The sequence below is a fragment of the Anaerolineae bacterium genome (assembly GCA_013178165.1).
In the GTDB taxonomy this organism is placed as follows: domain Bacteria; phylum Chloroflexota; class Anaerolineae; order Aggregatilineales; family Ch27; genus Ch27.
On sequence record JABLXG010000030.1, the window covers coordinates 15,997 to 40,897 of the forward strand.

A 24,901-nucleotide genomic window follows, 5' to 3' on the forward strand; every position below is an offset into this window, starting at 1 on the left:
CTGTTAGAAGATCGTGACCTGGCCGATCTCACGTTTATGTACCACACCTAACAGGATAGATAAGATCAGGATGCTCCCCTGGATACCCGGTAGGGCCAGATTAGAGACGCCCATCAGGATCAGGCCGTTTGATAGCGAAGCTAGAAACATTGCAGCGATAGTCGTCCCGATCATGTCAAGTTCACCAGTACGGGAGAGCGTGCTTCCGAGAAAAGCGGACGCCAGAGCGCTGATCAGGAAGTCCATGCCAGTTGCCAGCGCAGATGCTCCATAGCTATAGGAAGCTAAGATAACCCCTGCAAACCCCAGCACTGTACCACCGATAGCAAATGATTGCAGGAGAGCTCGTCGCTGGCTGATTCCACGTAGTTTCGCTGCTGCAAGATTTTCTCCGACGGCGTACATGTGCAGCCCAGTTCGGGTGCGCTTGAAAAAAGTTTGTAGTGTAGCCACCATCAGCATCAGGATCACGAGCACAAACGGTAGGGGACCGATATATCCCTGCCCGAGGAAAAAGAAGACCGGTTGATCGTACAGAGTTAGGGCCTGCCCGCCGTTGTATAGCAGGGTTATACCCATGACTACAAACATAGTTCCCAGGGTGGCTACAAAAGGAGGCATACGGAAGAGAATCACCAACAGCCCATTGACAATGCCAGCAATCAAGCCAGCCACACTACCAGCGATCACGGCAACCCCAGTGCCCAGACCCTGGATAATAGTGCCAGCGGCAAAGTTGGAAGTGAACTGACTGACAGCGCCGGCGGACATGTCAAATCCGCCGGCAATAAGTACGGCAGTTAGACCTAATGCGATGAAGGTCAATATACTGCCTTGCTTCAGAACATCGAACAGGTTACCTGGTGCAAAGAAGGCCGGTGCGCTCAGGCCGATCACTAACAAAGCGAGGAGCATCCCAACGGCAGTTCCCCACTGGGAGAGCAACTTGCCTAGCTGGAACTGCGACAGGCGTCCTGCGCGACTGTTTAAGGGTTGTGGCTGTGCCATCTGTTCGGGTCTATCGGATTTTGTGGCGTCGGCTGAATCGTGACTCGATCCATTATTGTTATTGTCTCCGCCAGTGGCCCAATAAAGTAGGTCATGCAAGTTCACTTCACCTCGCTCAAAGCACTTGATGACCTTGCCTTTAAGCATTACCGCTATCCGATCGGACATACCAATGAGTTCTTCAAAGTCGGACGAGATGAACAACACTGCCGCACCCCGTCGGGCGAGATCGGTCATTTGTTTATAAATTTCGACCTTGGCCCCAACATCTACACCAGTTGTCGGTTCATCGAAGATAAAGACCTTGGCATTACCAGTGAGCCAGCGGCCAATTACCACTTTTTGCTGGTTGCCACCCGACAGGTTACGCGCAAGTTGGTTCAGGTTGGGCGTGGCAATCTGCAGTTTTTTGACCAGATCAGCTGCAACACTACGCTCCTGCCGGAGTTTCAGCACACCCATAGTGGTCCACGCTGAAAGATTGGGGAGCGTAAGATTTTCCCGAACGGACATATCTGTGATTAAGCCCTCGCTACGTCTGTCTTCCGGGATCAGGGCCAGACCTTGGCGTTTGGCAGCTCTAGGTGAACGAGGGTCGGACTTCTGGCCGGCTAGGTAAACTTCACCGCTAGTACGGTTCAATGCTCCAAAGACAGCCAGTGCCATATTTGTACGCCCAGCACCAACGAGGCCCGCTACGCCCAGGATCTCGCCCTGACGCAGAGTCAGGCTCGCGCCATGTAGGGCATCACCCTGCGAGAGATTCCTGATCTCCAAGACAGCCGGGCCGATAGGTAGTTCTTCCTTAGGGTACAACTGTCGCAGATCACGGCCCACCATTAAGCGGATGATCGCGGCACGCGATGTATCGCCAATTGCCATAGTTCCGGCCACCTTGCCATCGCGCAGGACCGTGATCCGATCCACAAGCTGGAAAACCTCATCAAGATGGTGGGAGATATAGATGATGGTCACGCCCTGAGTGCGTAGGTTCCGGATGATTTCAAAGAGCCGATTTACCTCATTGCTACTGAGCGAAGCAGTTGGTTCGTCAAGAATCAGGATACGAGGCTTGCGTAGGAGAGCAGCAGCAATTGCAACCTGCTCACGTTGGGCGACACTCAGATCCCGGATGAGGGCATCAGGGCCGAAATTGGCCCCCACTATTTTCAGAACTTCGGCTGTAGCCGTGCGCATCTCCGCCAGGTTTAGTAACCCTGCTCGACCGACATACTCGTGACCCAGAAAAATATTTCGGGTGACATCGAATTGTGCTACGAGCTGGTGATCCTGGTGGATGATCGCAATACCGTGACTCTCTGCATCCTGTGGGCTGGTGATACGGGTCTCCTGCCCATCTACCAGAATCTGCCCTTCATCAAGTGTATAGACGCCAGTCAGGATTTTCACCAGGGTGGACTTGCCAGCGCCGTTTTGTCCAACTAGAGCGTGGATCTCGCCACGTATGACACTCAAGTTGACATGGTCAAGGGCCAGAACTCCTGGGAAGGTTTTGCAGATGTTCCGGCATTCCAAGACGTTATCGCTCCCGGGTTGAGGAAACGCTGATATCGCATCATCGCGTAAGCGCTTCTGTTCATCCAAGATTGCTGGCATTTCTATCACCTTGTGAAATAATAGGGTTGGATTGTCTGATCTATGGGGCATCCCCTCATCAGTCCTGAGGGGATGCCCCCTACCCGCGAGACTATCAGTTAGGGAAGCACCGGATGGATGACCAGCACTTCCTGAGTCTGCGGCCAGCGTGCTTCTACGTCCGCCCGTGCGATCCGAAGATCGTCCCAGACGGTCTCACCCCAACGAAGCTCCGCTGATTCCACCGCGTTGTAGCGTGTAGCCAGCCAGCAGTCAGTGAAGGTCTGGCTTGGGAATTCAGTCACGCCCTCATTCAGGGCTTTTAGCACAGTCTCAGCAGCAAGTTCCCCAATACGCGGAACATCCTGAACCACCGTTGCAATGAAGGGGCTGTCTTCTTCCATGAGCATCTGGAAGCCGATGCGATCACCATCGATTGATGCGACCTTGATCTCTGTACGGCCAGCCCTGCGGATGGCTTCCACAGCACCAGAGACTAACAGATCATAAGCACCCCATACTGCTGCGATGCTGCCTGGCTCAGGGTTAGCAGTAAGGATGTCTTCCATCTGAGTTTGAACCCTGGCAGGGCTGTGCTCAGTGGGCATCTCATGCAACGTAACCTGCGGATAGTCGACAACCATGGCTTCTAGGATACGCTTACGTGTCTCTAGCAGCGGAGCGCCAGGCACCCAGAAAACGTAGATATCACCAGCGTAGTCAATGCTGGAAAGCAGCGCGCGATTCATCATCTCGGCCATCAGCGATTCATCACCGCCGATTTCAGTGAGAACACCAGGGGTTACCGAACCAACCGACGTAGTGACAACAGGAATACCAGCTTCAACGGCTTTGGCCACTACAGGTGCTAGCTGTTGGGCATCACCAAGCTGGATGATGAGGGCATCGACGCCAGAGTTGATCAGGTTCTCGATGTTCTCATTATGCTTGCGCGGATCAGTTTGGCCATCTGCCACGATCAGCGTGTGCCCCCCAGCGTCAGCAACACGCTGCGCCCCAGCAATGATGTCGCGGTTATAGTCATTTGTAATCTCACGCGAGGCCAAGCCAATACGATAGGTTGTTCCTTGGCTACTTACGCTGGCAGGCACCAGTGACAGCACAATCATCAGAATAACTACCAAGCCGATGAGACGCCCAAATTTACGTGACATGGTTTTCTCTCTCCTCATTTGTGCGATAACTACTCGCTAAAGTGGATGCAATCTCCTACTTTTATTGCTATTGCTGTCAATGCACCTCCTTTTTGCCAGAGCTAGTGATGTCTAGAATTCAGGGGTTAATTTTGAACGGCTGCTGGCTGGACACCCTGCAACTCAAGAATTACTTGAGCAGTGAAAGCATCGGTAATGAGTACATTGCAGAACTGACCGTGCAGCGCACCAAGAATGGCTCTGGCTTTACGTAGACCACCAGCGACGCCAACCGAAAGTGGTTTCTTACGGAGATCTTCCAACTCAACAGCTATTGTTCGCTCTGCGATATCGGAGAGGCACGGGTTACCGTTGATGTCGATAAAACGCCCACAGATATCGCCTGCAACGCCTCGTTGTTTGAAGTGCTCCAACATCTCTAAAGTCACATAACCAGCCTTAAACGGGGAAGATTGCTCTGAAAGATCACCAATGCCGAAAACGGCAAAGTTGGATTGACGGGCTAGTGCCAGCGCTTGAGCAATCTTGGAATCAGTGAGCAGACTCTGTTTGATATCCGGACGATCCACAAACATCGGAGCGGCCAGAAGTACTGGGGTTCCCCCACATGCTTCAGCCATACGGTGGATGACAAACTCAGCGTGGGTTGGGTATGTCGTGACATTGAGACTACCGTTGAGACCAACTACAGTTACGCCTCTGACGTTTACCGGCTCCATATGCAGTGCACACTGGTAGACCGTTGTACTCCAGGATAGGCCAATGATGTCTCCGGATTTTAGCCGGCGTTGGATGAAATCAGCTGCCGCTTTACCAATGGCTTCTTTGATCGCCTCATCGGTCTCAGTGAGTGGTTCAACAACAATAGCCTCTTTGAGCTTAAACTCTGTTTCCAGTAAATACTCTAAATCTGACGCATAAGCGGTTGGCGCATGGATCTTAATCTGGACGATTCCAAGCTCCTGAGCGCGCTGGAGAATACGGCCAACGCTCTGACGTGAGATGCCAAGGCGATCGGCGATTTCGTTTTGTGTCAGGCGATTCTTGTAGTAGAGCGTGGCTACCTTGACCAGCAGCCGGTTTTCATCACTCATCGCATCCCCAGAGTTTTGGCGGCTTGCTTGATTTTTCGCCAATACCCTAATATACTCTGAGCAAATGCTCAGAACCTGAGCAAATGCTAACATGGTTCCAGAAAACTGTCAACGCCTTGGACATATCGTGAAAAATAGCACAATTGGTTAGTTGGATAGTTAATAGATGTACCTGCGTTTTCATCCAGAATTTGTGCGATACAGGGGCTAGGTGCCACCTAGCCATGGACAAGCAAAAAGGAGAATAAGCATGAAAAACCAATTTGATCTGACGGGGCGTGTTGCATTAGTCACTGGAGGTGGCGGTGGCATTGGACGAGAAATTGTCCGGCTTTTCGCTGCCTACGGTGCGGATATAGCCATCGCTGACATTAACGCATCCGCTGCTGCGGAGGCGGCCGTAGAAGTCCGTAGTATAGGCCGCCAGGCAATTGCCATTCAGACAGATGTCACCAAGTCTGTAGAAGTTGATGACATGGTACACCAGGCCGTGGCAGCGCTCGGCAAGATTGACATCTTGGTTGCCAATGCTGGTATCTGTATCAATACCCCAGCCGAAGAAACCTCTGATGAGGATTGGCTGCGTGTCATTAACTTGAATCTTAATGGTGTATTTTGGTGCTGTCGCGCTGTTGGACGACACATGATTGGGCGCGGAACCGGCTCAATTGTCAATATAGCGTCCATGTCAGGGACAGTAGTAAACCGACCGCAGCCTCAAGCAGCCTACAACGCTTCCAAAGCTGCCGTGATGCATCTTACCAAGTCGCTAGCTATCGAATGGGTGGACAAGGGCATCCGGGTAAATTCAGTTTCTCCTGGTTATACCAGTACTGAACTAACCAAGCGAGGCCTCAATACCGATAACTGGGGCGAAATCTGGATGGATATGACCCCTATGAAGCGGCTAGCTACTCCGGAAGAAGTCGCTTATGCAGCCCTGTACCTTGCATCAGATGCTGCTAGTTACTGCACAGGTACGGACCTGATTTTGGATGGTGGTTATTCATCTTGGTAGGGCAAAAGAAGTCTCGACCAAGTGTACTGAGGAGGACTCGCTCGACATGGAGTGATCAGATTTCCACGGAAGGAGGACCTATGGCAAAACTGCTACTTGGTATTGATGTAGGAACTTATAGCTCCAAAGGTGTGCTAGTTGAACCAAGCGCCCAGTTTCTACGGACACATGTTGTAGAACACATGCAGAGCAAGATGCAGACAAGGTGTGGTGGGCTGACATAAATTGTACTACTAGGTTTCTTGGCGAACAGCATCCAAATAGGTATTGACCCGTATCAATAGGGCACTTGCCCAGGTTGCGATAGCTGTGATGCGGACGCTTTGTAGTGCACCGGCCAGGCGTCCAGGTCGCGCTGTAAAGCCCCTACCGTCTTGTAGACGGTGGGGCGAAAGACCAAGCGAAAGAACTTGTCCAGCGCCTGGACCAGCTCCAGTACGCTCAACCGTTGATGTGCCAGTTTCTATTCGGCAGTTATAGGTCTCTCTCCTTTTTGCTGCTGCTATTGTCTATCCGATCTGTTCTGAGAGAAACCTAGTTGTACATTTCCAAGTATTACAACATGGTGTGATTGTTTTTATCCACGATCACTCGATAACTACAGGAGCAGCCCGTCAGTGTGTGGTATCAATGCCTTATTACTTCACTGGCTGTCCCAACCACACGAAACGGGGCGCTTTCATATTCAATCACTACAATTCACAAAAATGCGGGATACTATGTAGTATCCCGCATTTTGGATTATAATCAGCCTTAACCCTTCGCGTAGCCGGGGCGCCGGCAACCCCCAATGGCCGCCTTTTTTATGCGGGATATCTTTATGGAGCTCTATCTGGAAGCCTTTTTCGCCTGGCTGGGTGACGTCTCGACCAACACCCGCCGGACCTACACCAACGACCTGCGCCACTTCAGCCGCTGGTTCGAGGCGCAGCACGGCCAGCCGCCAGAACTGGCTGACCTGACTACGATGACGGTGGTGCTGTACAAAGCGGCCCTGGTCGACAAGCTGCGGCTCAAGCCTTCCAGTGTCAAGCGCCGGCTGTTGACCCTCAAGCGCTTCTGTCGCTGGGCAGCCGAGCAGGGCTACATCAAGGAGCTACCGGCCAAGGGGGTCAAGATCCCGCCGGTGCCCCCGAGCGGGCCGCGCAGCCTCGACCGGGCGGCGGTGCGGGCCTTGCTGCGGGCAGCGCGGCGGGATCCGCACAAGTTGGCCCGGCGCAACTACGCCATCCTGCGGGTCTTGCTGGACACCGGGATCCGGGTCGGCTCGCTGGTGGCGCTGCGGCTGGGGGATATTCGCTGGACAGAGAAGCGCCGGAAGGCTACCCTGCGGGTGCTGTATGGCAAGGGCAAGCGCTCCAATACCATCCCCCTGCCCTACACCACCCGGGCCGCCCTGGAGGACTACCTGGCGGTCCGGCCAGCGAGCGGGGACGACCACCTCTTCCTGTCCAGCCGGGGCACAGCCCTGGACACCGACACCGTCAGGCACGTGATTAACAAGTATGCCAGGCAGGCGGGCCTCGACCCGGGCGAGGTCTCCCCACACATGCTGCGCCACACCCTGGCCAGGATGCTACTGGCGAACGGCTCTCCCCTCACCGAGGTACAGGCCATTCTGGGGCATGCCCATATTACCTCGACCGCCATCTACACCCAGCCCAGCGAGGAAGAAAAGGCCAACGCCCTGGAGCGCGCCGCAGAGGAATTCTGAGGTGACACGGCAGAGGAAATCGGCGAGCAGGTCATGTTAGCGCAAGGCAGGCCTATTTCTAGTGCAGGCAGTATAATGCTCTACGCATGTTGTAAATTAGAATACTTCCACGTGGGTACCTGATACAGGAAAGCGGTCTGTTGACCCCTGTGAAGTTGGGGGAGGATAGGACATGTTATCTATTTTCCGCGCCTGCGAACCGCGCACAGAAGTCCTATCAGGAGAGTTGCGGGAGGAGATCTTCGCGGCACGATTGCGGGATGTTATAGAAGGCCAGGCTGACGCTGTTTACCAAGACCCAACCATTTTCTTTGACAATACCTATCCCACAGAGGGCCTAGTCACGCTGTTGGGTGAAGCACTTGGCCGCCTGTCGGGGGCTAAACCAGCTAATAATGCCATTATCCGCCTGGAGACTGCCTTTGGTGGCGGCAAGACCCACAATTTGATTGCTCTCTATCATGCTGCCTCTGGCCACATCCCCCCAGCGAATTTCCTGGATCCTCAGCTCGTTCCACCCCCAGGCGCAGTGCGTATCGCCGGTGTTGTTGGTTCAGACCTGGATCCCACAATGGGCCTTCAACATGGTCATGTGACCACTTATACCCTGTGGGGAGAAATCGCCTACCAGCTAGGCGGCGCCCAGGCGTATGAGTATGTCCGCCGTAGCGAAATCGACCGCACGGCCCCAGGCACCGGGCTTCTGGAAGAGCTGATCGGTGATCAGCCGACCCTGATTATGCTTGACGAGGTGGCCCGCCATCTGCGTGCGGCCAAGACGGTGCCCACCGCTACTGGCCGATCCGACCTGGCCGAACAGACGGTCGCTTTCCTCATGTCGCTCTTCGAGTTCGCAGCCAGCAAAAAGCAGGCGGTCATCGTGCTGACTCTGGCCGACGAGTCAGACGCATTTGGCAGAGAGACGGAGGAACTCCGGCAGGAAATCGCCAGGGAACTTGCAGAGACCAGGCGACTCTCTGCACGGCAGGAACTCGTGATCACCCCCACCGTAGAGACCGAAATTGCCGCTATCGTCACTCACCGTCTGTTCAGACACATTGATCGTGCAGCGGCGGCCCACACGGCGCGCGCCTATATGGATTACTACCGGCAATGTGTGGCCCACAACGCCAATCTGCCCCAACGCGCGCTGCGCGCCGAGTATGCGCTTGAGATCGAAGCGAATTACCCCTTCCATCCCGACTTGCTGACCGCTCTTAACCGCAAAGTCTCCACCATCCCGAATTTTCAGAAGACGCGCGGCGCGCTACGCCTGCTCGCTATGGTAGTCCGCCAGCTATGGAACTACCCCCAGGACGGGGTCTACCTGATACATCCCTTCAATGTGGACCTGGGGCATGAAGGTATCGCCAACGACCTGACGGGTCGCCTGGAGCGCCCGCGCTTCAAGCAGATCATCGAGGCGGATATTGTCAGCCACCTGGCCGGCTCGCAGGCGCACGCCCAGATTCTTGACGAAGCGATCGGCGGCGTTCCCTTCACCCAGCGCGTAGCCACCACCGCGTTCATCCACAGCCTGACCCAGGGCGTCGCTTCTGGCATCGATCCCGCCGATCTCACGCTGGCTGTGCTCACGCCCGATGATGACCCGGCACTGATCCAGCGCGCTGCGGATCGTCTGCTTGACAAGGGCTGGTACTTCGAATACGACGGCCACCGTTATCGCTTCAAGCCCGAGGTCTCGCTCAACAAGATCATCGAAGACGAGATGGGCGCGGTCGGTCTGGTCACGGCGAAGATGGAGCTTGATCAGCGCATCCGCCAGGTGTGGAAGAAAGGGTTCTTGAAGCCGGTCTTCTTCCCCAGCGAGCCAGCCGATGTCGATGATGACGCCGGCGCGCCGAAACTGGTCATCGTCCATTACGACGCGGCAGTCACTGCCACGCAGAGCACAACCCCGCCCGACCTGGTCGTGCACCTGTTCAACCATACTGGCGTGCAGGAAGGCTACCGCATATTCAAGAACAACCTGGTTTTCCTGGTGGCAGATAGCGATCAGGTCGAGAACATGGTGGCCCACGCCCAGCGCTACCTCGCCATCCGCCGTATCCTCAACGATAATGAACGGCTGAACGACTTCTACGAGGATCAGCGCCAGAAACTCAAGCGCATGGGCGATGCGGCTGAGCTGGACGTGCGTGTAGCGATCACAAAGGCCTATCGCTGGCTGTACTACCCCAGCGGTGACGCCCCTCAGACCCACAGCAACCTGGCGCGCGAGCAGTTGCAGCCCCAGGATCAGGGCAAAGTCAATGTAGACCAGAGCGAAGTGGTGCTGCACATCCTGAAAACCCTCGAGAAGGTGCAGACGCAGGACTCGCCCTCTCTCTCGGCCAAGTTTGTCAGGTCCAAAGCCTGGGACGCAGGGAAAAACCACCTGAGCACCGAGGACTTGCGCCAGGCCTTTGCCCGCAAGATGAACTTGCGCATGCTGCTGGATGTCAACCAGCTTAAGAAAACCATCCGCAACGGTGTCGAGCAGGGGGTGTGGATCTACTACGACGCGCGCGAGCAGGTAGGCTACGACGCCGAGTCGCCGTTCCCTGTGATTCAGATCAATGACGAAACGTTCCTGTACGACCCCGACGAGTACAAACGGCTCGGCTGGCCGATCCGTGGTAAGGAACCAGCCCCCCCGCCCGACGAACGTTGCCCCATTTGCGGGAACCTGGTGACAGAGTGCACCTGTGGCAGGCTGTCCACCACGCTGCCGAGGCAGCTGAAGGGCGAAGGCGTACCCCGTCAGGCTTTTCAACGTATTTACGACCTCTGCACGGATCAGGGGATCACCCGGCTCCACACGCTGACCATCGACATCCAGGGCACTCACCAGCAGGGCGCGAACGAAGTGCGGGCGCTTGGGCTGGCCATCCCCCAGTTAGGGAAAGGGAACTTCCGGGTGGAGCAGAACCTGACGGTGGAGTTCGATGGTGGCGAGTACTTCCAGATCAGGTTTAAAGGTGGCTGGGATCGTTATAAACGCCTCAAGCAGGTGACCGATGCCTTTGCCCAGGAAGGACGCAAGCTCAACGTCGTCATGACCCTGCGTGCCGATTTGCCCGATGGGCTGGAAGTGCAGGGGGACCAATTCCGGACGATGTATGAAGTGTTCGACCAGCTCGGCTTTGGCTCCATAGTCGTTACCGCTGACCCCTTTGACGAGGATGCTCGGCCATGAAAACCCTCTCGATCCGCCAACCCTGGGCCGAATTGATCCTGCAGGGGCGCAAGACAATCGAGCTGCGCACCTGGCGCACGAACTATCGCGGCCCGTTGTTGATCCACGCGGGCGGGAATGTTGAGTACGATGCCTGCGCCGCTTACGGTCTTGACCCTGAGGTGCTTGTGCGCGGGGCGCTGGTGGGCACGGTTGAGGTTGTGGACATGGTGACGTTCAACCACGCCAGCTTTGCTGCGCTGCGCAACGAACATCTCGACCCGGGCGAGTGGCCCGGCGATCTCGTCGGCTGGCGGCTGGCCAACCCCTGCCGCCTGCCCGCCCCGATCCCCCTGCGCGGTCGCCTGGGCCTGTTTGAAATCCCGGATGAAGTGCTTGCGGGCAACGCCCCCGTACCACATTACCTGACCCCCCGGCAACCCGCTGGCCCACCGTCGCCGCGCCCGCTCCCTCCCCCACCTGCCGGGCCACCGCCGCATGGGTATGACCCGACCAGGCCCTTCGAACTGCATGTTGAGCCACGTGACGCGCATGGTTACGCCCTGACCCTCTACCAGTGGCCGGTGAAGGCTAATGGAGTCCCGGCGGAAGCCAGGCGGATCGTCACCCTGAGCGGCGTGAACCTGCTGGCGGTGGTCGATCACGTGCTGGAGGCGCTGCGCCGCACCGGCTACAGGACGACCGATCTCTCATCCCGGCGGCACAAACCCTTCCGCCTGGATGAAGAAACCGGCCTGCGCCTGGGACTCCTGTTCCTGACCATCGCCCCGCTTTCCCGCCTGGACCGCATCGAAGCGATCTCGCGCGAGCTGCGCGCCATGCCCTCCGAAGAGGCCTATTACTGGTATAGTAAATGCACCGACCCGCGCGCCAGCGGGCGTGCCCAGCAGGCACTGCGCACCCTGTTGGCGGCTGAGTAAGGGCGTGTGCAGGCTGGACTGTTTCCTTTTTTCAGCTAGAATCAGACATGCGGATAATCGAGGAATATGCTGAAGAAAGGAGAGATTGCGGATGATTACGGTAACTGTCGGAAAGAGAGGGCAGATTACGCTGCCCAGCGCCGTCCGCCGGCGGACGGGCATCCAGGATGGCGACCGCATGGCCATCTCGCTCGAAGGGGACCGCATCGTCTTGCTGCCGCTCGGCAAAACGCTGCTCGATCTGCGCGGTAGCATCGCGGTAACCGCCCCGCAAGACTTCGCGCAGATCCGCCGGCAGGTGCTCCAGCAGCGCGCAAGAAGGGCAGACGCCCATGAAGGGTGAGACGATCTTCGCCGACACCAACCTCTTCCTGCGCTTCCTGACCAACGACGTGCCGGAGCAGGCCGACGCCGTAGAACGGCTGCTGCGCCGTGCGGCTGCGGGGGAATTGCGGCTGGTGACCAGCGCTCTGGTCGTGAGCGAGATCGTCTGGACGCTGGAATCGTTCTACGGCCTGCCCAAGAAGGCCGTGCGCGAGCATGTCCTGGCCATCCTGAACACGCCCGGCCTGGAGGTGGCCGAGGCGGATACCCTGCTGCAGGCCACCATCTGGTATGAAGAGAAGAACGTGGACTTCGTCGACGCTTTCAACGCTGCCTGGCTGCTGGATGGCGGGCTGGAGCGCATTGCGACCTTCGACCGCAGGCATTTCGCCCGCTTCAAGGGCATTTCGGTGCTGGTGCCTGGGTAGCGCTGGCTGAGGCCCGCCTTTATTCTGGCCGATGGCGGGCCGTTGTGAGACTCCGGGAGAAAACCTCATGCCTGACCCCCGCCCCCCCGTCCTGATTGAAGACTGGTTGCCCTTTGAGGCCGTCGGCGCTGAGAGCCAGCGCGAACGCGGCGCGAGCAGCGCCCTGCCGCCGCTGTACTTTTTGCATGTATGGTGGGCGCGCCGCCCGCTGACCGTCAGCCGGGCGGCGATCCTGGCGGGCGCCCTGCCGCAGTGGTCGCCCGACTGGCCGGAGCCGCTGCGACGGCGCTTCCCCGACGAAGGGAGCTACCGCGACTGGTTCGTGCACCTGCTGGGCATTCGGGGCAATCCGATTGAAGGGCGGAAGCGGACAGTAGAGGCCAAGAACTCAGGAGAGTGGGAGAAAGACCCCTACCGTGGCGCGCCGCGCGCCTTCACCGTCAACCCGTCCCCCGAAGACCTGGCGCTGCTGCGCGACCTGCTGGAAATCACCTGGGGGACGCGCGACGTGACGGTGATGGACGTGACGGCGGGCGGCGGCTCGATCCCCTTTGAGGCGCTGCGCTACGGCTTCACCACCTGCGCCAACGAGCTGAACCCGGTCGCGTCGGTCATCCTCAAGGCCACGCTCGACTATCCGGCGCGCTATGGGGTTGGACTGGCGGCAGATATTCAGCAATGGGGCAAACGCTGGTACGAGTTGGTCAAGGCGCGGCTGCAACCATATTTCACGCCGTTGCCACCCGGCGCAGAGGGCGCGGCCTACCTCTGGGCGCGGACGGTCGCCTGCCCGGTCACCGGCAAACCCGTGCCGCTCTCGCCCAACTGGTGGCTGAGCCGGGGCAAGGATAAGGTCGCCGTGCAACTGATCGCCGACCCCGCCCGGGACGCGCCGCAGTTCGTGATCAAGCGCGGCGACGCGATCGACTTTGACCCGGACGCGGGCACGGTCAGCCGGGGCGTGGGCCTTTCGCCCTGGACGGGCGAGGCGATCCCCGGTGAGTACATCAAGGCCGAGGCGCAGGCCGGGCGCATGGGGCAGATGCTCTATGCGGTGGCCGTCAAGCGCACGGGCGGCTTCGACTTCCGCCCCCCGACCGCCGACGACCTGGAAGGCGTGCGCCGCGCCGAGATCGCGCTGGCCGAGCGCCTGCCCGCCTGGGAGGCGGCGGGGCTGGTGCCGAGGGAGCCTTATCCCGAAGTCAGCAACGACCCGCGCCCGCTGATCTACGGGATGCCGACCTGGGCCGACTTCTTCTCCCCGCGCCAGCTGCTGGCGATGCTGACCTTCCTGGAGACCTTGCGCGAGGTCGGGCGCGAGCTGCGCGCGAACATGGACGCGGATCGCGCGGCGGCGGTGGAGACGTATTTGGGGCTGGCGCTGGATAAGTGCCCGAACTACAACTGTCTTCAGTCGCGTTGGCATCCGCCGCGTGCTGTTATTGCACCTGTTTTTGATCGCCACGATTTCAGCTTCAAATGGACTTACGCTGAGTTTGACGCGGCGGCTAACCTTCTCCCGTGGGGCGTCACTCAGGTCGTGGATGCGTATACGGGTATGGCTGAGCTTGCCAGCCCTGCGCAATATCCGTTGTGGCGGGCTGAGGGCGTACCGCCGTTTGAGCGTTTGGCAATATGGCAAGAGTCAGCGACCGATCTAGCCCAAGTCCCCAGCGGCAGCCTGCACAACATCACCTTCGACCCGCCCTACTACGACAACGTGATGTACGCCGAGCTGGCCGACTTCTTCTATGTGTGGCTCAAGCGCTCGGTGGGGCATCTCTTCCCGCAGTTCTTCGCCGATCACCTGACCAACAAGGACGATGAAGCGGTCGCCAATGTCGCCCGCTTTGAGGGTATGGGCCGCAACAAGCGCGCCCTGGCCGAGCAGGACTACCAGCGCAAGATGGAGGCGATCTTCCGCGAGTGTCACCGTATGCTGCGCGACGACGGCGTGCTGACGATCATGTTCACGCATAAAAAGGTCGAGGCCTGGGATACGCTGGCCAGCGCGCTGATCAACGCCGGCTTCTCGGTGCAGGCGTCGTGGCCGGTCCACACCGAGAGCGAGCATTCGCTGCATCAGGCGAAGAAGAACGCCGCGCAGAGCACCATCCTGCTGGCCTGCCGCAAGCGCCAGGCCTCCGGCGAGCCGGTCTGGTGGGACGACATCCGCGGGCAGGTGCAGCGCGTCGCCCGCGAGAAGGCGGCGGCGTTCGCGGCGCAGGGCGTCGGCGGCGTGGACCTCTACATCAGCACATTCGGCCCGGCGCTGTCGGTCATCTCGGCGCACTGGCCTGTGCTCACCAGCGCGATCGATGAGCGTACGGGCCAGCCGGTGCCGCTGCGCCCGGAGACGGCGCTCGACCTGGCGCGTGAGGAAGTGATCAAGCTGCGCAAGCGGGGCCTGCTGCTGGGCCGCGACATTCAGTTTGACCCGTTCACCGACTGGTATATCATGGCCTGGGATGCCTTCAAAGCGGTCGAGTTCCCCTACGACGAGGCGCGCAAGCTGGCGATTGCCCTGGGCGTGGACATGGACGGCGAGGTGCGCGGGCACAAGAACCTGGTGGCGCGCAAGGGGAGCAATGTGGTGCTGCAGGCGCCGGTGCAGCGCCGCAAGCGCGGGATGGTCGATCCCGATCTGTCGGTTTTTGAGAGCATGATTGATGCAGTCCACACGGCGCTGCTGGTACTGGGCGAGGACGGCACGTACGCCTGCGAAGCGTTCCTCAAGCGCTCCGGCCTGCTGAACGATGGGCAGTTCCGGCAGTGTATCCAGGCGCTGATCAACGCGATCCCACGCACGAAAGTGAAGGGGGAATGGGTGCGCGTGGAGGCGGAGTTGCTCGAACGGCTGCGGGCGAACTTCTATCCTGATCTGGAAGTCCCGCCGGAAGAAACGCCGCCCGCGCTGCCGCAACAGTTGGGGCTGTTCGATCAGGCGGGCACGGGTGATGCGGAGTTCGAGGACGAGGAGGACTTCGGGGAGGATGACGCATGACCTCGCTGCGCGAAGTCGAGTGGCAGATCTCCTACGGCCCCTCGGATGACCGGCTGAACCGCTTTTACATCCCGGCGCTCCAGCGCAGCGTGCAGTACGACCGCAGCACGGGCTTCTTCAGCAGTTCGGCGCTGGCAGTGGCGGCGGCGGGCGTGGCCGGGCTGATCGCCAACGGCGGCAGGATGCGGCTGCTGGTCGGGGCGCAGCTCAGCCGCGAGGATGTGGAGGCGGTTACCCGCGGCGCGGCGCTGGAGGGAATCGTCGCTGAGAAGCTGATCGCGGCGCTGGAGGAGCCGGTGGAGGATTTGCTGCGCCGCCGCCTTGAGATTCTGGCCTGGATGATCGCGCGGGGCACGCTGCAGATCAAAGTTGTCCTGCCGCGCGATGCGCATGGGCTGCCTGTCCCGGCGGATCAGGCCCAGGACTATTACCATCCTAAAGAGGGGGTGTTCACCGACGCGGCGGGCAATCAGGTCGCCTTCAGTGGCAGCATCAATGAGTCGATGACCGGCTGGCAGCGCAACTATGAGCAGTTCAGCGTCTACTTCTCGTGGGACAGCAGCCAACCTTACCTGCGGCAGGTCGTGCACCGATTCAACAATGTCTGGGAAGGTCGCGAGCGAGGCTGGATCGCCTTCGATATCCCCCAGGCGGCACGCCAGTCGCTGTTGCGGTTCGTGCCAGCCAATGCCCCCGAACACGATCCGCTGGCTCCGCCGCCAGTCATTGCCGTTCCACCTCCCGATCTGGAAGCGCAGCTTCGCCGCGAGCGCCTGATCTTCCAGTTCATCCGCGACATTCCCTACTTTCCCAACGCCGGGCAGCTCGGCGCGGCGACGTGCACGATCACGCCCTGGCCGCACCAGATGCGCGTGGCGCAGCAGATCATCGAGACCTATCCCAGGCGCTACATGCTGTGCGACGAGGTCGGGCTGGGCAAGACCATCGAAGCCGGGCTGGTGCTGCGGCAACTGGTCATTTCCGGTCGGGTGAAGCGCTGCCTGCTGCTCGTGCCGAAGTCGGTCGCGCGCCAGTGGCAGGAGGAGCTGTACGAGAAATTCGTGCTCGATGTGCCGCTTTTCGATGGCAAGCGGTTCTGGAACTACGCGGGGGAAGCGCTGGAATACAACACCGGCAATCCCTGGGACGCTTTTGACATGATGATCGCCTCCAGCCAGCTTGCCAAGCGCCGCACCCAGCAGGAGCGCGTGACGTCCGCGCGCCCGTGGGACCTGGTGCTGGTCGACGAAGCACACCATGCCCGCCGGCGCGACTTCCTGCAGCCCATCTACCGCCCGAACCGTCTGCTCGAACTGCTCACCGCTCCTGACTTCAGGGCCAACGCCATCCTCTTAATGACCGCTACGCCGATGCAGGTCCACCCGCTGGAAGTGTGGGACCTGCTCAAGGTATTGGGTCTGGGCGGCAAGTGGGGCGCAGACGAGGGAAACTTCCTGCGCTTTTATTCTGAACTGATGAAGCCCTTTGACGAAATCGACTGGGATTTCGTATTTGAGATGTTGAACGACTATCGGGAATACAGCGGGCAAATCGATCCAGAGTTTGAGGAGGAGATCGATGACGCGCTGGGGGTCGTGGACGGGGCCAGGCTGCAGCAATTGCTGAATGCTCCCCACCCCTCGCGGGAGGTACGTTCACTGCCGGAGAATGCAAAACCCTACATTGTCAAGATGGCGCGTCGACACACGCCATTGCGGGCATTGATGTTCCGCAATACGCGTGACTTGCTGCGGGAATATGTCCGGTGCGGACTGTTGAAGGAAAATGTCCCCACCCGTGATCCGCAACTGGTCTGGATACCCATGCGCCCTGACGAGATGGCGCTCTACCAGCGTATCGAAGAGTACATCTCCGATTTCTACCGGAAGTATGAGAATGAGCGCAAGGGCCTGGGTTTTGTGATGACGGTCTACCGCCGCCGCCTGACCAGCAGCTTCTATGCGGTCCAGAAAAGCCTGGAACGCCGACTGGATTACCTGCGCGGGCGCGCTGTGCAGGTCTTTGACGATGACGACCTTGAGCAGGCCTATCTCGAGCAGGATGACACTGAGGAAATTGTGGATGAAAACCAGCGCGCGCTGTACAAGGATGAGATTGACTACGTAGAGACGTTCATCCGCGATCTTCAGCCACTTGTACCCCAGGATTCCAAAACCGACCAGCTTATCCAGGACCTGAATGATCTCTTCCGGAAGCGTGAGACAGCGCTGGTTTTCACCCAATATACCGACACCATGGATTACCTGCGCGACAAACTGCGCCAGGTGTACGGCAATCAGGTGGCCTGCTATAGCGGTCGTGGCGGTGAGGTCTGGAATGGCATCGCCTGGGTCAGTATTGCCAAGGAAGAAATCAAGCAAAAGTTCCGGGAAGGGAAAGAGGTCAAGATTCTGGTCTGCACCGAAGCGGCTAGCGAAGGTCTGAACCTGCAAAGCTGCGGTGTCTTGATCAACTACGACATGCCCTGGAATCCGATGCGGGTGGAACAGCGCATCGGCCGTATTGACCGTATTGGTCAGGTGTACTCTGAAGTCTGGATTCGTAACTACTTTTACGAAGAAACAGTTGAAGCGCGGGTGTACCAGGCTCTGGCCAGGCGCATCAACTGGTTCAAAGGGGTTGTTGGCGATCTGCAGCCGATTCTGGCCCGGGTCGGGCAGGCTATTGAACGCGTGGTGATGACTACACCTGACGAGCGAGAGCGCGTGCTGGCCGGAGAACTTGATGAAATCGAGCGGAAACTCGATCAAAAAGGGGATATTCTGAATGTCTATGAGAGTAGTGAGAGCGTTCGTCCCGGGGTAGGGATAGCTGCTCCGATTACGCTTGACGAACTTGAGCGCTGTTTTCTAGAAAGCTCGTTCTTTGCTCACCAGTTCATCCCTCACCCGGACATTAAAGAGGCTTACCTGATCAACGCTGCCGGTGAGCAGGCCGTGGTAACCTTTAAGCCAGAGCTTTTTGATCGTTTCCCTAATTCTCTTCAACTGTTGTCCTATGGCAATCAGACGCTGGATGCCCTGCTTGACCAGGACTCACTCCCTGAGCGTGACGTGTATCTTGGGATCGCTCGTTTCTCTTCAGACAATATCGTGCCGTTGAAGGCCTACTATGGTTTGAATCAGGATGGGCAACCGGTCCTGCTCCGGACACTGCAAGATCTCTTGGGGGCACTCAAGAACACCCATGAAGCCGGTACATGGACTCAGGAAGCCCGCCAGCGAGCTGAAGAGGATTTTGAGAAGTATGTACAGGACGCCCGCAAAAAATACACCAGCGTTACAGATCTGCGCCTATCTGCCACAGCCGCGGCGCTAGTAGAGCAAGCCGTTCGGATTGTTTTTCAGGCTACCCTGCTCGATCTATTGCTGGATGGGAACTTCAGCACAGCAGAAGACGCTTGGCACGCCATCACAACAGGCAACCAGCTGACCCAGAATCTGGTACGTCACGGGTATCCATTTACAGCCTTACTGGAACTGGCTTCGAGACAGAAGCATAGAGCAAGCGTACCCAGGCTAGAACTCGACGTTTTCAGCAATGCAGGCCCAGATCAACTTAAGAGGATGTTTCGTGATGTACGGCAAGAGGGAGAGACATTGCTTAAGCGTTGGAAAAAGATGCAGAAACACGGATAGGGGGTTCTCTGTCCTCGCGGAAGAATTGTCCATCAGTGAGTTTAGGAAGCCCGTTCAGGTGATCGGGCGGAAAGCCTGGCGTATAATGGACGTAAAGTGACGAGGATGTGACGAATGACCATCAGCGAGATTGTGAAACAGGCGCAAGCCCTCAGTCAGCAAGATCGTAAGGAATTGATCAAGCTCCTGATTGATTCACTGGACGTGGAGACTCCGCCGGCGCTCCGTCGCCGACGTTTATCTGAGCTGCGCGGCCTGGGCAAGGAAATCTGGCAGGATATCGACGCTCAGGAGTATGTCAATCGTCTGCGTGACGAGTGGGATCGCCAGCAGTGAAGATCAGCACGGCTCTGGCTGGTGTTCGACAGCTATACATTGAGACCGCCCCGCTGATTTATTACGTGGAACTGAATCCAGACTATACCGCCAGGATGGATGCCATTGTGGCTGCCATCGAAACGGCCTCTATTGAGGCGGTCAGCTCAGTGATCACGCTGGTTGAGGTATTGAGCCATCCAATGAAAGTGGGTGATCAGCGCCTGATCCAGGAATATCGTGACATTCTGGTCAACAGTGGTGAGTTTCGCCTTGTCCCTGTGACTGCCCGGATTGCCGAGTATGCCGCCGAAATGCGTGCGCGTTACAACCTTCGTACGCCGGACGCACTGCATGTGTCTTCAGCAGTTCTTACAGGCTGCGACGCTTTCCTGACCAACGATGCCGGTTTGGAACGCGTTACAGAGATCCGGATCCTGGTTTTGAACGCCCTGGAACTCGACGTGCCGTCAGAGCGCTGACGGTGCGGAAGTCTGGTGAGAGAGGGTGATTTCTTCAAAAGACGCTCTTCTACCCTGACCTGTTTCCTGCCATCCCCCAGAACCGTTCCAGAACCCCCTACCCTGCCCCGCTAGAGAGCAGCAGCACGATCAGGGCGGCACTGACCAGCACTGCCACGATCCCCAGCGCCAGCAGCAGACGGGCGTGCAGTTGCTGCTCCTGCTCGCGCTGGCGGGCAGCGGCCTCTCGTTCGCGTTCGATGGCTTCCAGTTTGCCGCGCAGCTCGCCCAGCGCCTGGCGGGTAGCTACCAGATCGTCCCCCTGGGTCAGGTAGTATGCCCGCTCTGGTTCCAGAATCTCCAACTTGCCGCGCAATTCGCCCAGAGCGGTAAGTGTGGCTGACAATTCCTGACGAGTGGCAGTGTGGGCAGCCCGCTCCTCAGCCAGATCAGCCTGCAAGGCGTCTACGCGGTCGTTGAGCAGGGCGATCTCGCGGGTGAGGGCCTGGCGTTGTTGCAGCAGGGCCTGTTGCGCTTCTGACTGCGGCACGAGCGGGCCGGGTACGACGCCGGGAGGAGCGGCGGGCATCGGCGGCAGGTCGGCCCAGTTCTGAGCCTGCATGCGGGTCAGGGTGGCGTGAATGTCTGCCCAGGCGGTATTGCGAGCGCGCAACTCGGCGACCAGGGCCAGGATGCGGGCGTCGCGGTCGTCGAAGTAGCGGCGCTGGCTGTTGTCGCCACCCTGGGCGGCTGGCGACAGGAAGGCGGCAAATTCACGCGACCAGACCTTGATCGCGCTGACGCTGACATTCAACCACCTGGCCAGTTCGCCGGTGCGCACCGTATTACTCCTGACGGATAATTTATCCGTATATAGCTTTGAAGCGGATAAAAACGGCAAAAACGGTTTTGTTCGCTTGCGGTGGCCGTCTTTTCATGCTACACTGCCCGTAACTAAACACAAGGCCGAGCAGTGCGCCACCACTCCCGGCCTGACCACAACCCACACGCTTGCGCCGGTTGCGGTACTGCCAGTATACCAGCAAAGCCCCCTGCCTTACAACGCATGTCCGCCCGCGCACCCGATCTTCGCGCGGGCTTTTTGCCAGCCCTCATAGAGTTCAGGAGTATGTGATGATGACCGTTCAACCTTCCCAACCTGCGGCATTGACCGCCACACAGCGCCGGGCGCTGGAAGTGCTCGCCCCACTCTCCGAAGAAGAGCGCCTGGACGCCCGCGACCGCGCTCGCCGCGCCGTGCTCCGCAAGATCGGCCCGCAGCCCAGCCGCGAACAGTTCAACAGCGCCGGGCCGCGCCCTCTCCGGGAGCAGTTCGACGATTCCACGATCAGCGAATATCCGGCCTGGATGACCCGCGCCATCAGCGTCATGCTGCTGATCGCTTTTCTTGGCGCGTTTGCCACCAGCGCATTCTCCGTTTTCAGCGCCGGGCGCGATCATTACCTGGTGGCGATGGGCCATGGCGCAGGTATCGAGTGGCAGGCCGTGATCGTCGGTCTGGCGGTCGTTCTGCTGGCGGAATTCCTGACCATTGCCAGCGTGCTGGCCGCCCGGATTCTACTGGCCGGGCGGCGACTCTGGCAGCTGGTGATGCTACTGCCGATCACCGCCGGTGTGGTGATGGCCGTCACCGCCAACGCTGTCATCGCCCGTCCGGTCGGATTCTGGCCCTGGCTGGTCACGGTCACACCGCCGGTTTCAGTGGTGTTTCTATCGCTGATTCTGGAACAGATCGCCCTGACCGACATCAAGCGCCGCCACGCCAACGAGCGTGCTTTTCAGGCTGCGCTACGAGAGTGGAAGCTACAAGCTCAGGCGGATGAGCAGGCTTATCAGGCTGCTATGCGCGAGTGGGAGCAGCGCGTGGCCCATCCAGAACAATCGCCGCACTGGATGCAGGCTTACGCCAACAGCCTCAAAGAAGCGCTACGGGAGGTCAATGGCCGGGGACGTGGTCGGGCCGAACGGCTGGAATACATGGCGAATCTGGGCGGCGCAGAGTGGTCGGCACTGGTGATGCGCGAGCTGCAGGCCGACCGCTGGTTTGAGGAGGTAGCGGATGAGGCAAATTTTACGTCGGCGGGGGTAGCCCCGCAGCCCTTCCCCACCGTCCTGCCGGAGCGCCAGACTACTCCGCCAGATGCGGCACTACTCCCGACTTTGCCGCTTGCGCTGAAGGGCAACGGGGCGCACTAGATGGGTCGGGTCGCCCACGCAAATGGAAGGTCTGTCCACAATGTGGTCGCCACTTCAGGACACGCAATCCGGCCAAAATCTATTGTTCGGCTGCCTGTCGTGTGGCCGCGTATCGGGCCACCGAGCAGCCCGCGCTGTAACGCCCTGTGTCCCAAAGCAGTTAGGGTACAGCGCCGATCTGTGGGACAGCTGTAAAGCACTACCGGGACAGTGCAGGACTGTCCTGGTGTCCCATTATGTCCCCTCAGAGCGGTTCTGGCGGGCAAACGCTCTGGGGACAGACACAGACGGCCAGGGCAGGATAAATACCCGTTGTAAGGGGCAATTTGCCGCTGGTGTCTGTATGCTTGATGCTGAGATTCGGACCAATTGGTCCGAATCCTGGCCGGGAACAGCGACTCGCACAGCGGGCCGGGGTACGCTAGAGTCTCTGGCAGTACAGTATTTCGCCCCCCGTGCCCGGACAACGCGATAAGGAGTGCAGCGCTGATGCACACGATCATCGCTGTGGTGAATGAAAAAGGCGGCGTGGGCAAGACCACGACCGCGATCACGATGGCCGCCGGGCTGGCCCGCCGCGGGCACACAGTCGCCCTGGTGGACTGCGATCCCCAGGGCCATGTCGCCAAGTATCTGGGTTTGCCGGAAGAGTCGGGGCTGTTTGATCTGCTGGTCAACAACCAGCCCATTGCCGGCCTGCTGCGCCCGGTTCCTCCTACAAAATGGGCGGATCCTGACGGTGGCAACGGCCAGCTGGTGATTCTGCCGGGCGACCAGCGCACAACCTCGGCGGGTCACCTGTTGACCGCCGAGCAAGCCCCGGTGACCATCCTGCGTGACCGGCTGGCGCCATTGCGTGGTGCGGATTTCATCGTGCTGGATACCAGCCCGACCGTGACCCTGCTGGTGGCCATGATCTACGTCGCTGCTGACCGCATCCTGATTCCTACCCAGCCGGAACTGGGTAGCGTCAACGGCGTGACCAAGGCGCTGGCACGTATCAAGACCGCCCGCGAGCGCGGCGCACCGGTACGCCTGCTGGGCGTCCTGCCGTTGATGCTGCGCAATACCAACGAGCACAACGCCAACCTGGCTGAACTGATGCGACTGCTGGAGCCGGAAGCCTGGGAAGAATATGAGGAGGCGGTGGCCTCGCTGGGGAATTCGGAGAATCTGACGGTGGAGCGCTTCCTGATGGGGCGGCACCACGAAGGCAAGATTGGCTCGCTACTCTCGCCGATCGCCCAGTCTACCATCTGGCCGGAAACGCCGGCTTACCAGCAAACAATCTTCACCTATGCCACGCCTGGCAACAAGGCCCGCCAGGCCGCCGAACGACTGATTGACCAGATCGAATTCAAACTGCGGGGGGGATAAACCACTATGGGAAGACGCCGAGACAAACGCGATCGCCAGAGCGCCAGCAGCATCCGCCCGGAGGACGCCTCCCGCCCGCAGGTCGATGACGACTTCATCGACGCTTTCCTGGGCATCGGGGCCGAGCTGCAGGCGGAAGTCATCGAGCCGGTGGGCGTCCCCATCCGGGATATCCTGCCCGACCCGGTTCAACCGCGCCGGGCTATGCCACCCGAATTACGCGACGCTTGGCTGCGGGGCGAACCCGCGGATAAGGTGCTTGAGCGCTGGGAAGTCCTGGCCCACGCTGCGGCCATTGACGCCCAGATGCCGCTGCGCTGGAAGCACATCATCGACCAGGAGGACGACCCCACGCCGCTCAATGAGGGCGGCCCGGATCGCGACCGGCGCGAGTTGCCGGCGGTGGCCGAGCACTGGCTGGACCTGGTGCGGCTGGCGGGCAGCATCCACCAGACCGGGCTGGAGCAGCCGATCACTGTCTACCGGGATGGCAAAGGCTATCGGCTGATCGTCGGCGAGCGGCGGTTGCTCGCTTACCATCTGCTGGACAAACTGGGTTACGAAGGCTACACGCACATCCCGGCCATCAAACGGGCCGAGCCGGGTGTCTGGCGGCAGGCCTTTGAGAACGGGGCGCGCCAGAATCTCAACGCCATCAGCAAGGCTCGCCAGCTGGCGCTGCTGCTGATGGCCCTGAATCCCGGAGCCTGTGCGCCCTTCGACGGCAAAGGCCAGCCGGGCCAGGAGTGGTATGCCCAGGCGGCCAGTTTGCGCGTGCCGTATGGCCGGGCGGAGGCGGTGACCACCGTGCTTGGCCTCAAGAACCCGCGCCATTTGCGCCGTTACCGCGCCCTGCTGACCCTGCCGGGCGCGGTCTGGGAACTTGCCGATGAGCACGATTGGACGGAGGGCCGCCTGCGGGACATGATCGCCGAGGCGGGCGGCGATTCGGACCAATTGGTCCGAATCGCACGGCGGGAAGCTGGCCTGGAACAGCCCGTGCGTGAGCTCCGCGATCCGCTGCTGCGCTCGGTGGAGCGGGTGATTGCCCGGCTGAACACGCTCAGCCAGATCACGCCCAACCGCGACTGGACGTACCAGCAGCGGGAGATCGTGCGGCGGGCTATTCAGGAAGCCCGGCGGCGGCTAGACGAGCTGGAGCGCGAACTGTAAACCGGCTACGAACTGGCGACAGATGTCGCCGCCGGTCGGCCCGACTTGCGGTATGGTAGCAGGGGAAGAGCAAGCCTCAAGCCTCGGAGCGACGCAGTATTCTCAATAGAAATGCGACTCCGTGATAAAGTTGTTGTGGTTGCGAGACAACCAACCCAATCACAGGAGCCGCACGATGGACACTATAACACAGATTCAGGTGGCATGGGAATTGAAGAA

General features: G+C 59.4%; 17 protein-coding genes. 13 read left to right on the forward strand and 4 right to left on the reverse strand.

Annotation, left to right across the window (positions count from 1 at the left end; translation table 11 throughout):
- Positions 1-3 precede the first annotated feature (3 nt).
- The 3 genes from HPY64_14875 to HPY64_14885 all read right to left on the reverse strand — a co-directional run bounded on the left by HPY64_14875 (position 4) and on the right by HPY64_14885 (position 4,873).
- Positions 4-2,625 (reverse strand): ATP-binding cassette domain-containing protein, encoded by a 2,622-nt coding sequence (locus HPY64_14875; protein NPV68424.1) that lies wholly within the window; start codon positions 2,623-2,625, stop codon positions 4-6.
- A 98-nt stretch (positions 2,626-2,723) separates the two neighbouring features.
- Positions 2,724-3,779, reverse strand: a complete 1,056-nt coding sequence (locus HPY64_14880) for a substrate-binding domain-containing protein (GenBank protein NPV68425.1) — start codon at positions 3,777-3,779, stop codon at positions 2,724-2,726.
- 125 nt (positions 3,780-3,904) lie between these two features.
- Complete coding sequence (locus HPY64_14885) at positions 3,905-4,873, reverse strand: sugar-binding transcriptional regulator (GenBank protein NPV68426.1); 969 nt, start codon at positions 4,871-4,873, stop codon at positions 3,905-3,907.
- 250 nt (positions 4,874-5,123) lie between these two features.
- Here HPY64_14885 and HPY64_14890 point away from each other — a divergent pair, with 250 nt between their 5' ends.
- From HPY64_14890 to HPY64_14935, 10 genes are all read left to right on the forward strand, one after another.
- A complete protein-coding gene (locus HPY64_14890) occupies positions 5,124-5,891 on the forward strand; it encodes a glucose 1-dehydrogenase (GenBank protein NPV68427.1) in 768 nt (255 codons plus the stop codon).
- 820 nt (positions 5,892-6,711) lie between these two features.
- The gene (locus HPY64_14895; protein ID NPV68428.1) at positions 6,712-7,605 is read left to right on the forward strand and encodes a tyrosine-type recombinase/integrase; all 894 of its coding nucleotides are present in this window, start codon (positions 6,712-6,714) and stop codon (positions 7,603-7,605) included.
- A gap of 172 nt (positions 7,606-7,777) precedes the next feature.
- On the forward strand, positions 7,778-10,804 hold the full coding sequence (locus HPY64_14900; protein NPV68429.1) for an ATP-binding protein: 3,027 nt from the start codon (positions 7,778-7,780) through the stop codon (positions 10,802-10,804).
- Positions 10,801-11,724, forward strand: coding sequence for an ASCH domain-containing protein (locus tag HPY64_14905; protein ID NPV68430.1), 924 nt, complete (start codon positions 10,801-10,803; stop codon positions 11,722-11,724). Before HPY64_14900 ends, HPY64_14905 begins: the two co-directional genes overlap by 4 nt.
- Before the next feature lie 91 nt (positions 11,725-11,815).
- Positions 11,816-12,067: an AbrB/MazE/SpoVT family DNA-binding domain-containing protein gene (locus HPY64_14910; protein NPV68431.1), complete on the forward strand. Its 252-nt coding sequence runs from the start codon at positions 11,816-11,818 to the stop codon at positions 12,065-12,067.
- The gene (locus HPY64_14915; protein NPV68432.1) at positions 12,057-12,476 is read left to right on the forward strand and encodes a PIN domain-containing protein; all 420 of its coding nucleotides are present in this window, start codon (positions 12,057-12,059) and stop codon (positions 12,474-12,476) included. Before HPY64_14910 ends, HPY64_14915 begins: the two co-directional genes overlap by 11 nt.
- 67 nt (positions 12,477-12,543) lie before the next feature.
- Positions 12,544-15,480: a DUF1156 domain-containing protein gene (locus tag HPY64_14920; protein NPV68433.1), complete on the forward strand. Its 2,937-nt coding sequence runs from the start codon at positions 12,544-12,546 to the stop codon at positions 15,478-15,480.
- Positions 15,477-19,139 carry a DEAD/DEAH box helicase family protein gene (locus HPY64_14925; protein ID NPV68434.1) on the forward strand — a complete coding sequence of 1,221 codons (3,663 nt, stop codon included), beginning with the start codon at positions 15,477-15,479 and terminating at the stop codon, positions 19,137-19,139. Before HPY64_14920 ends, HPY64_14925 begins: the two co-directional genes overlap by 4 nt.
- Before the next feature lie 114 nt (positions 19,140-19,253).
- The gene (locus HPY64_14930) at positions 19,254-19,475 is read left to right on the forward strand and encodes a hypothetical protein (GenBank protein ID NPV68435.1); all 222 of its coding nucleotides are present in this window, start codon (positions 19,254-19,256) and stop codon (positions 19,473-19,475) included.
- The gene (locus HPY64_14935; GenBank protein NPV68436.1) at positions 19,472-19,936 is read left to right on the forward strand and encodes a type II toxin-antitoxin system VapC family toxin; all 465 of its coding nucleotides are present in this window, start codon (positions 19,472-19,474) and stop codon (positions 19,934-19,936) included. The genes HPY64_14930 and HPY64_14935 overlap by 4 nt, the downstream gene beginning before the upstream one ends.
- Before the next feature lie 97 nt (positions 19,937-20,033).
- On the opposite strand, the gene HPY64_14940 is transcribed toward HPY64_14935, so the two are convergent.
- Entirely contained in the window at positions 20,034-20,756 is a 723-nt protein-coding gene (locus HPY64_14940) for a MerR family transcriptional regulator (protein NPV68437.1), read from the reverse strand.
- A gap of 293 nt (positions 20,757-21,049) precedes the next feature.
- On the opposite strand from HPY64_14940, the gene HPY64_14945 reads away from it, so the two are divergent.
- From HPY64_14945 to HPY64_14955, 3 genes are all read left to right on the forward strand, one after another.
- The gene (locus HPY64_14945; GenBank protein ID NPV68438.1) at positions 21,050-22,132 is read left to right on the forward strand and encodes a hypothetical protein; all 1,083 of its coding nucleotides are present in this window, start codon (positions 21,050-21,052) and stop codon (positions 22,130-22,132) included.
- 489 nt (positions 22,133-22,621) lie between these two features.
- Positions 22,622-23,509 (forward strand): ParA family protein, encoded by an 888-nt coding sequence (locus HPY64_14950; protein ID NPV68439.1) that lies wholly within the window; start codon positions 22,622-22,624, stop codon positions 23,507-23,509.
- A gap of 6 nt (positions 23,510-23,515) precedes the next feature.
- On the forward strand, positions 23,516-24,682 hold the full coding sequence (locus HPY64_14955; protein ID NPV68440.1) for a ParB N-terminal domain-containing protein: 1,167 nt from the start codon (positions 23,516-23,518) through the stop codon (positions 24,680-24,682).
- Positions 24,683-24,901 lie beyond the last annotated feature (219 nt).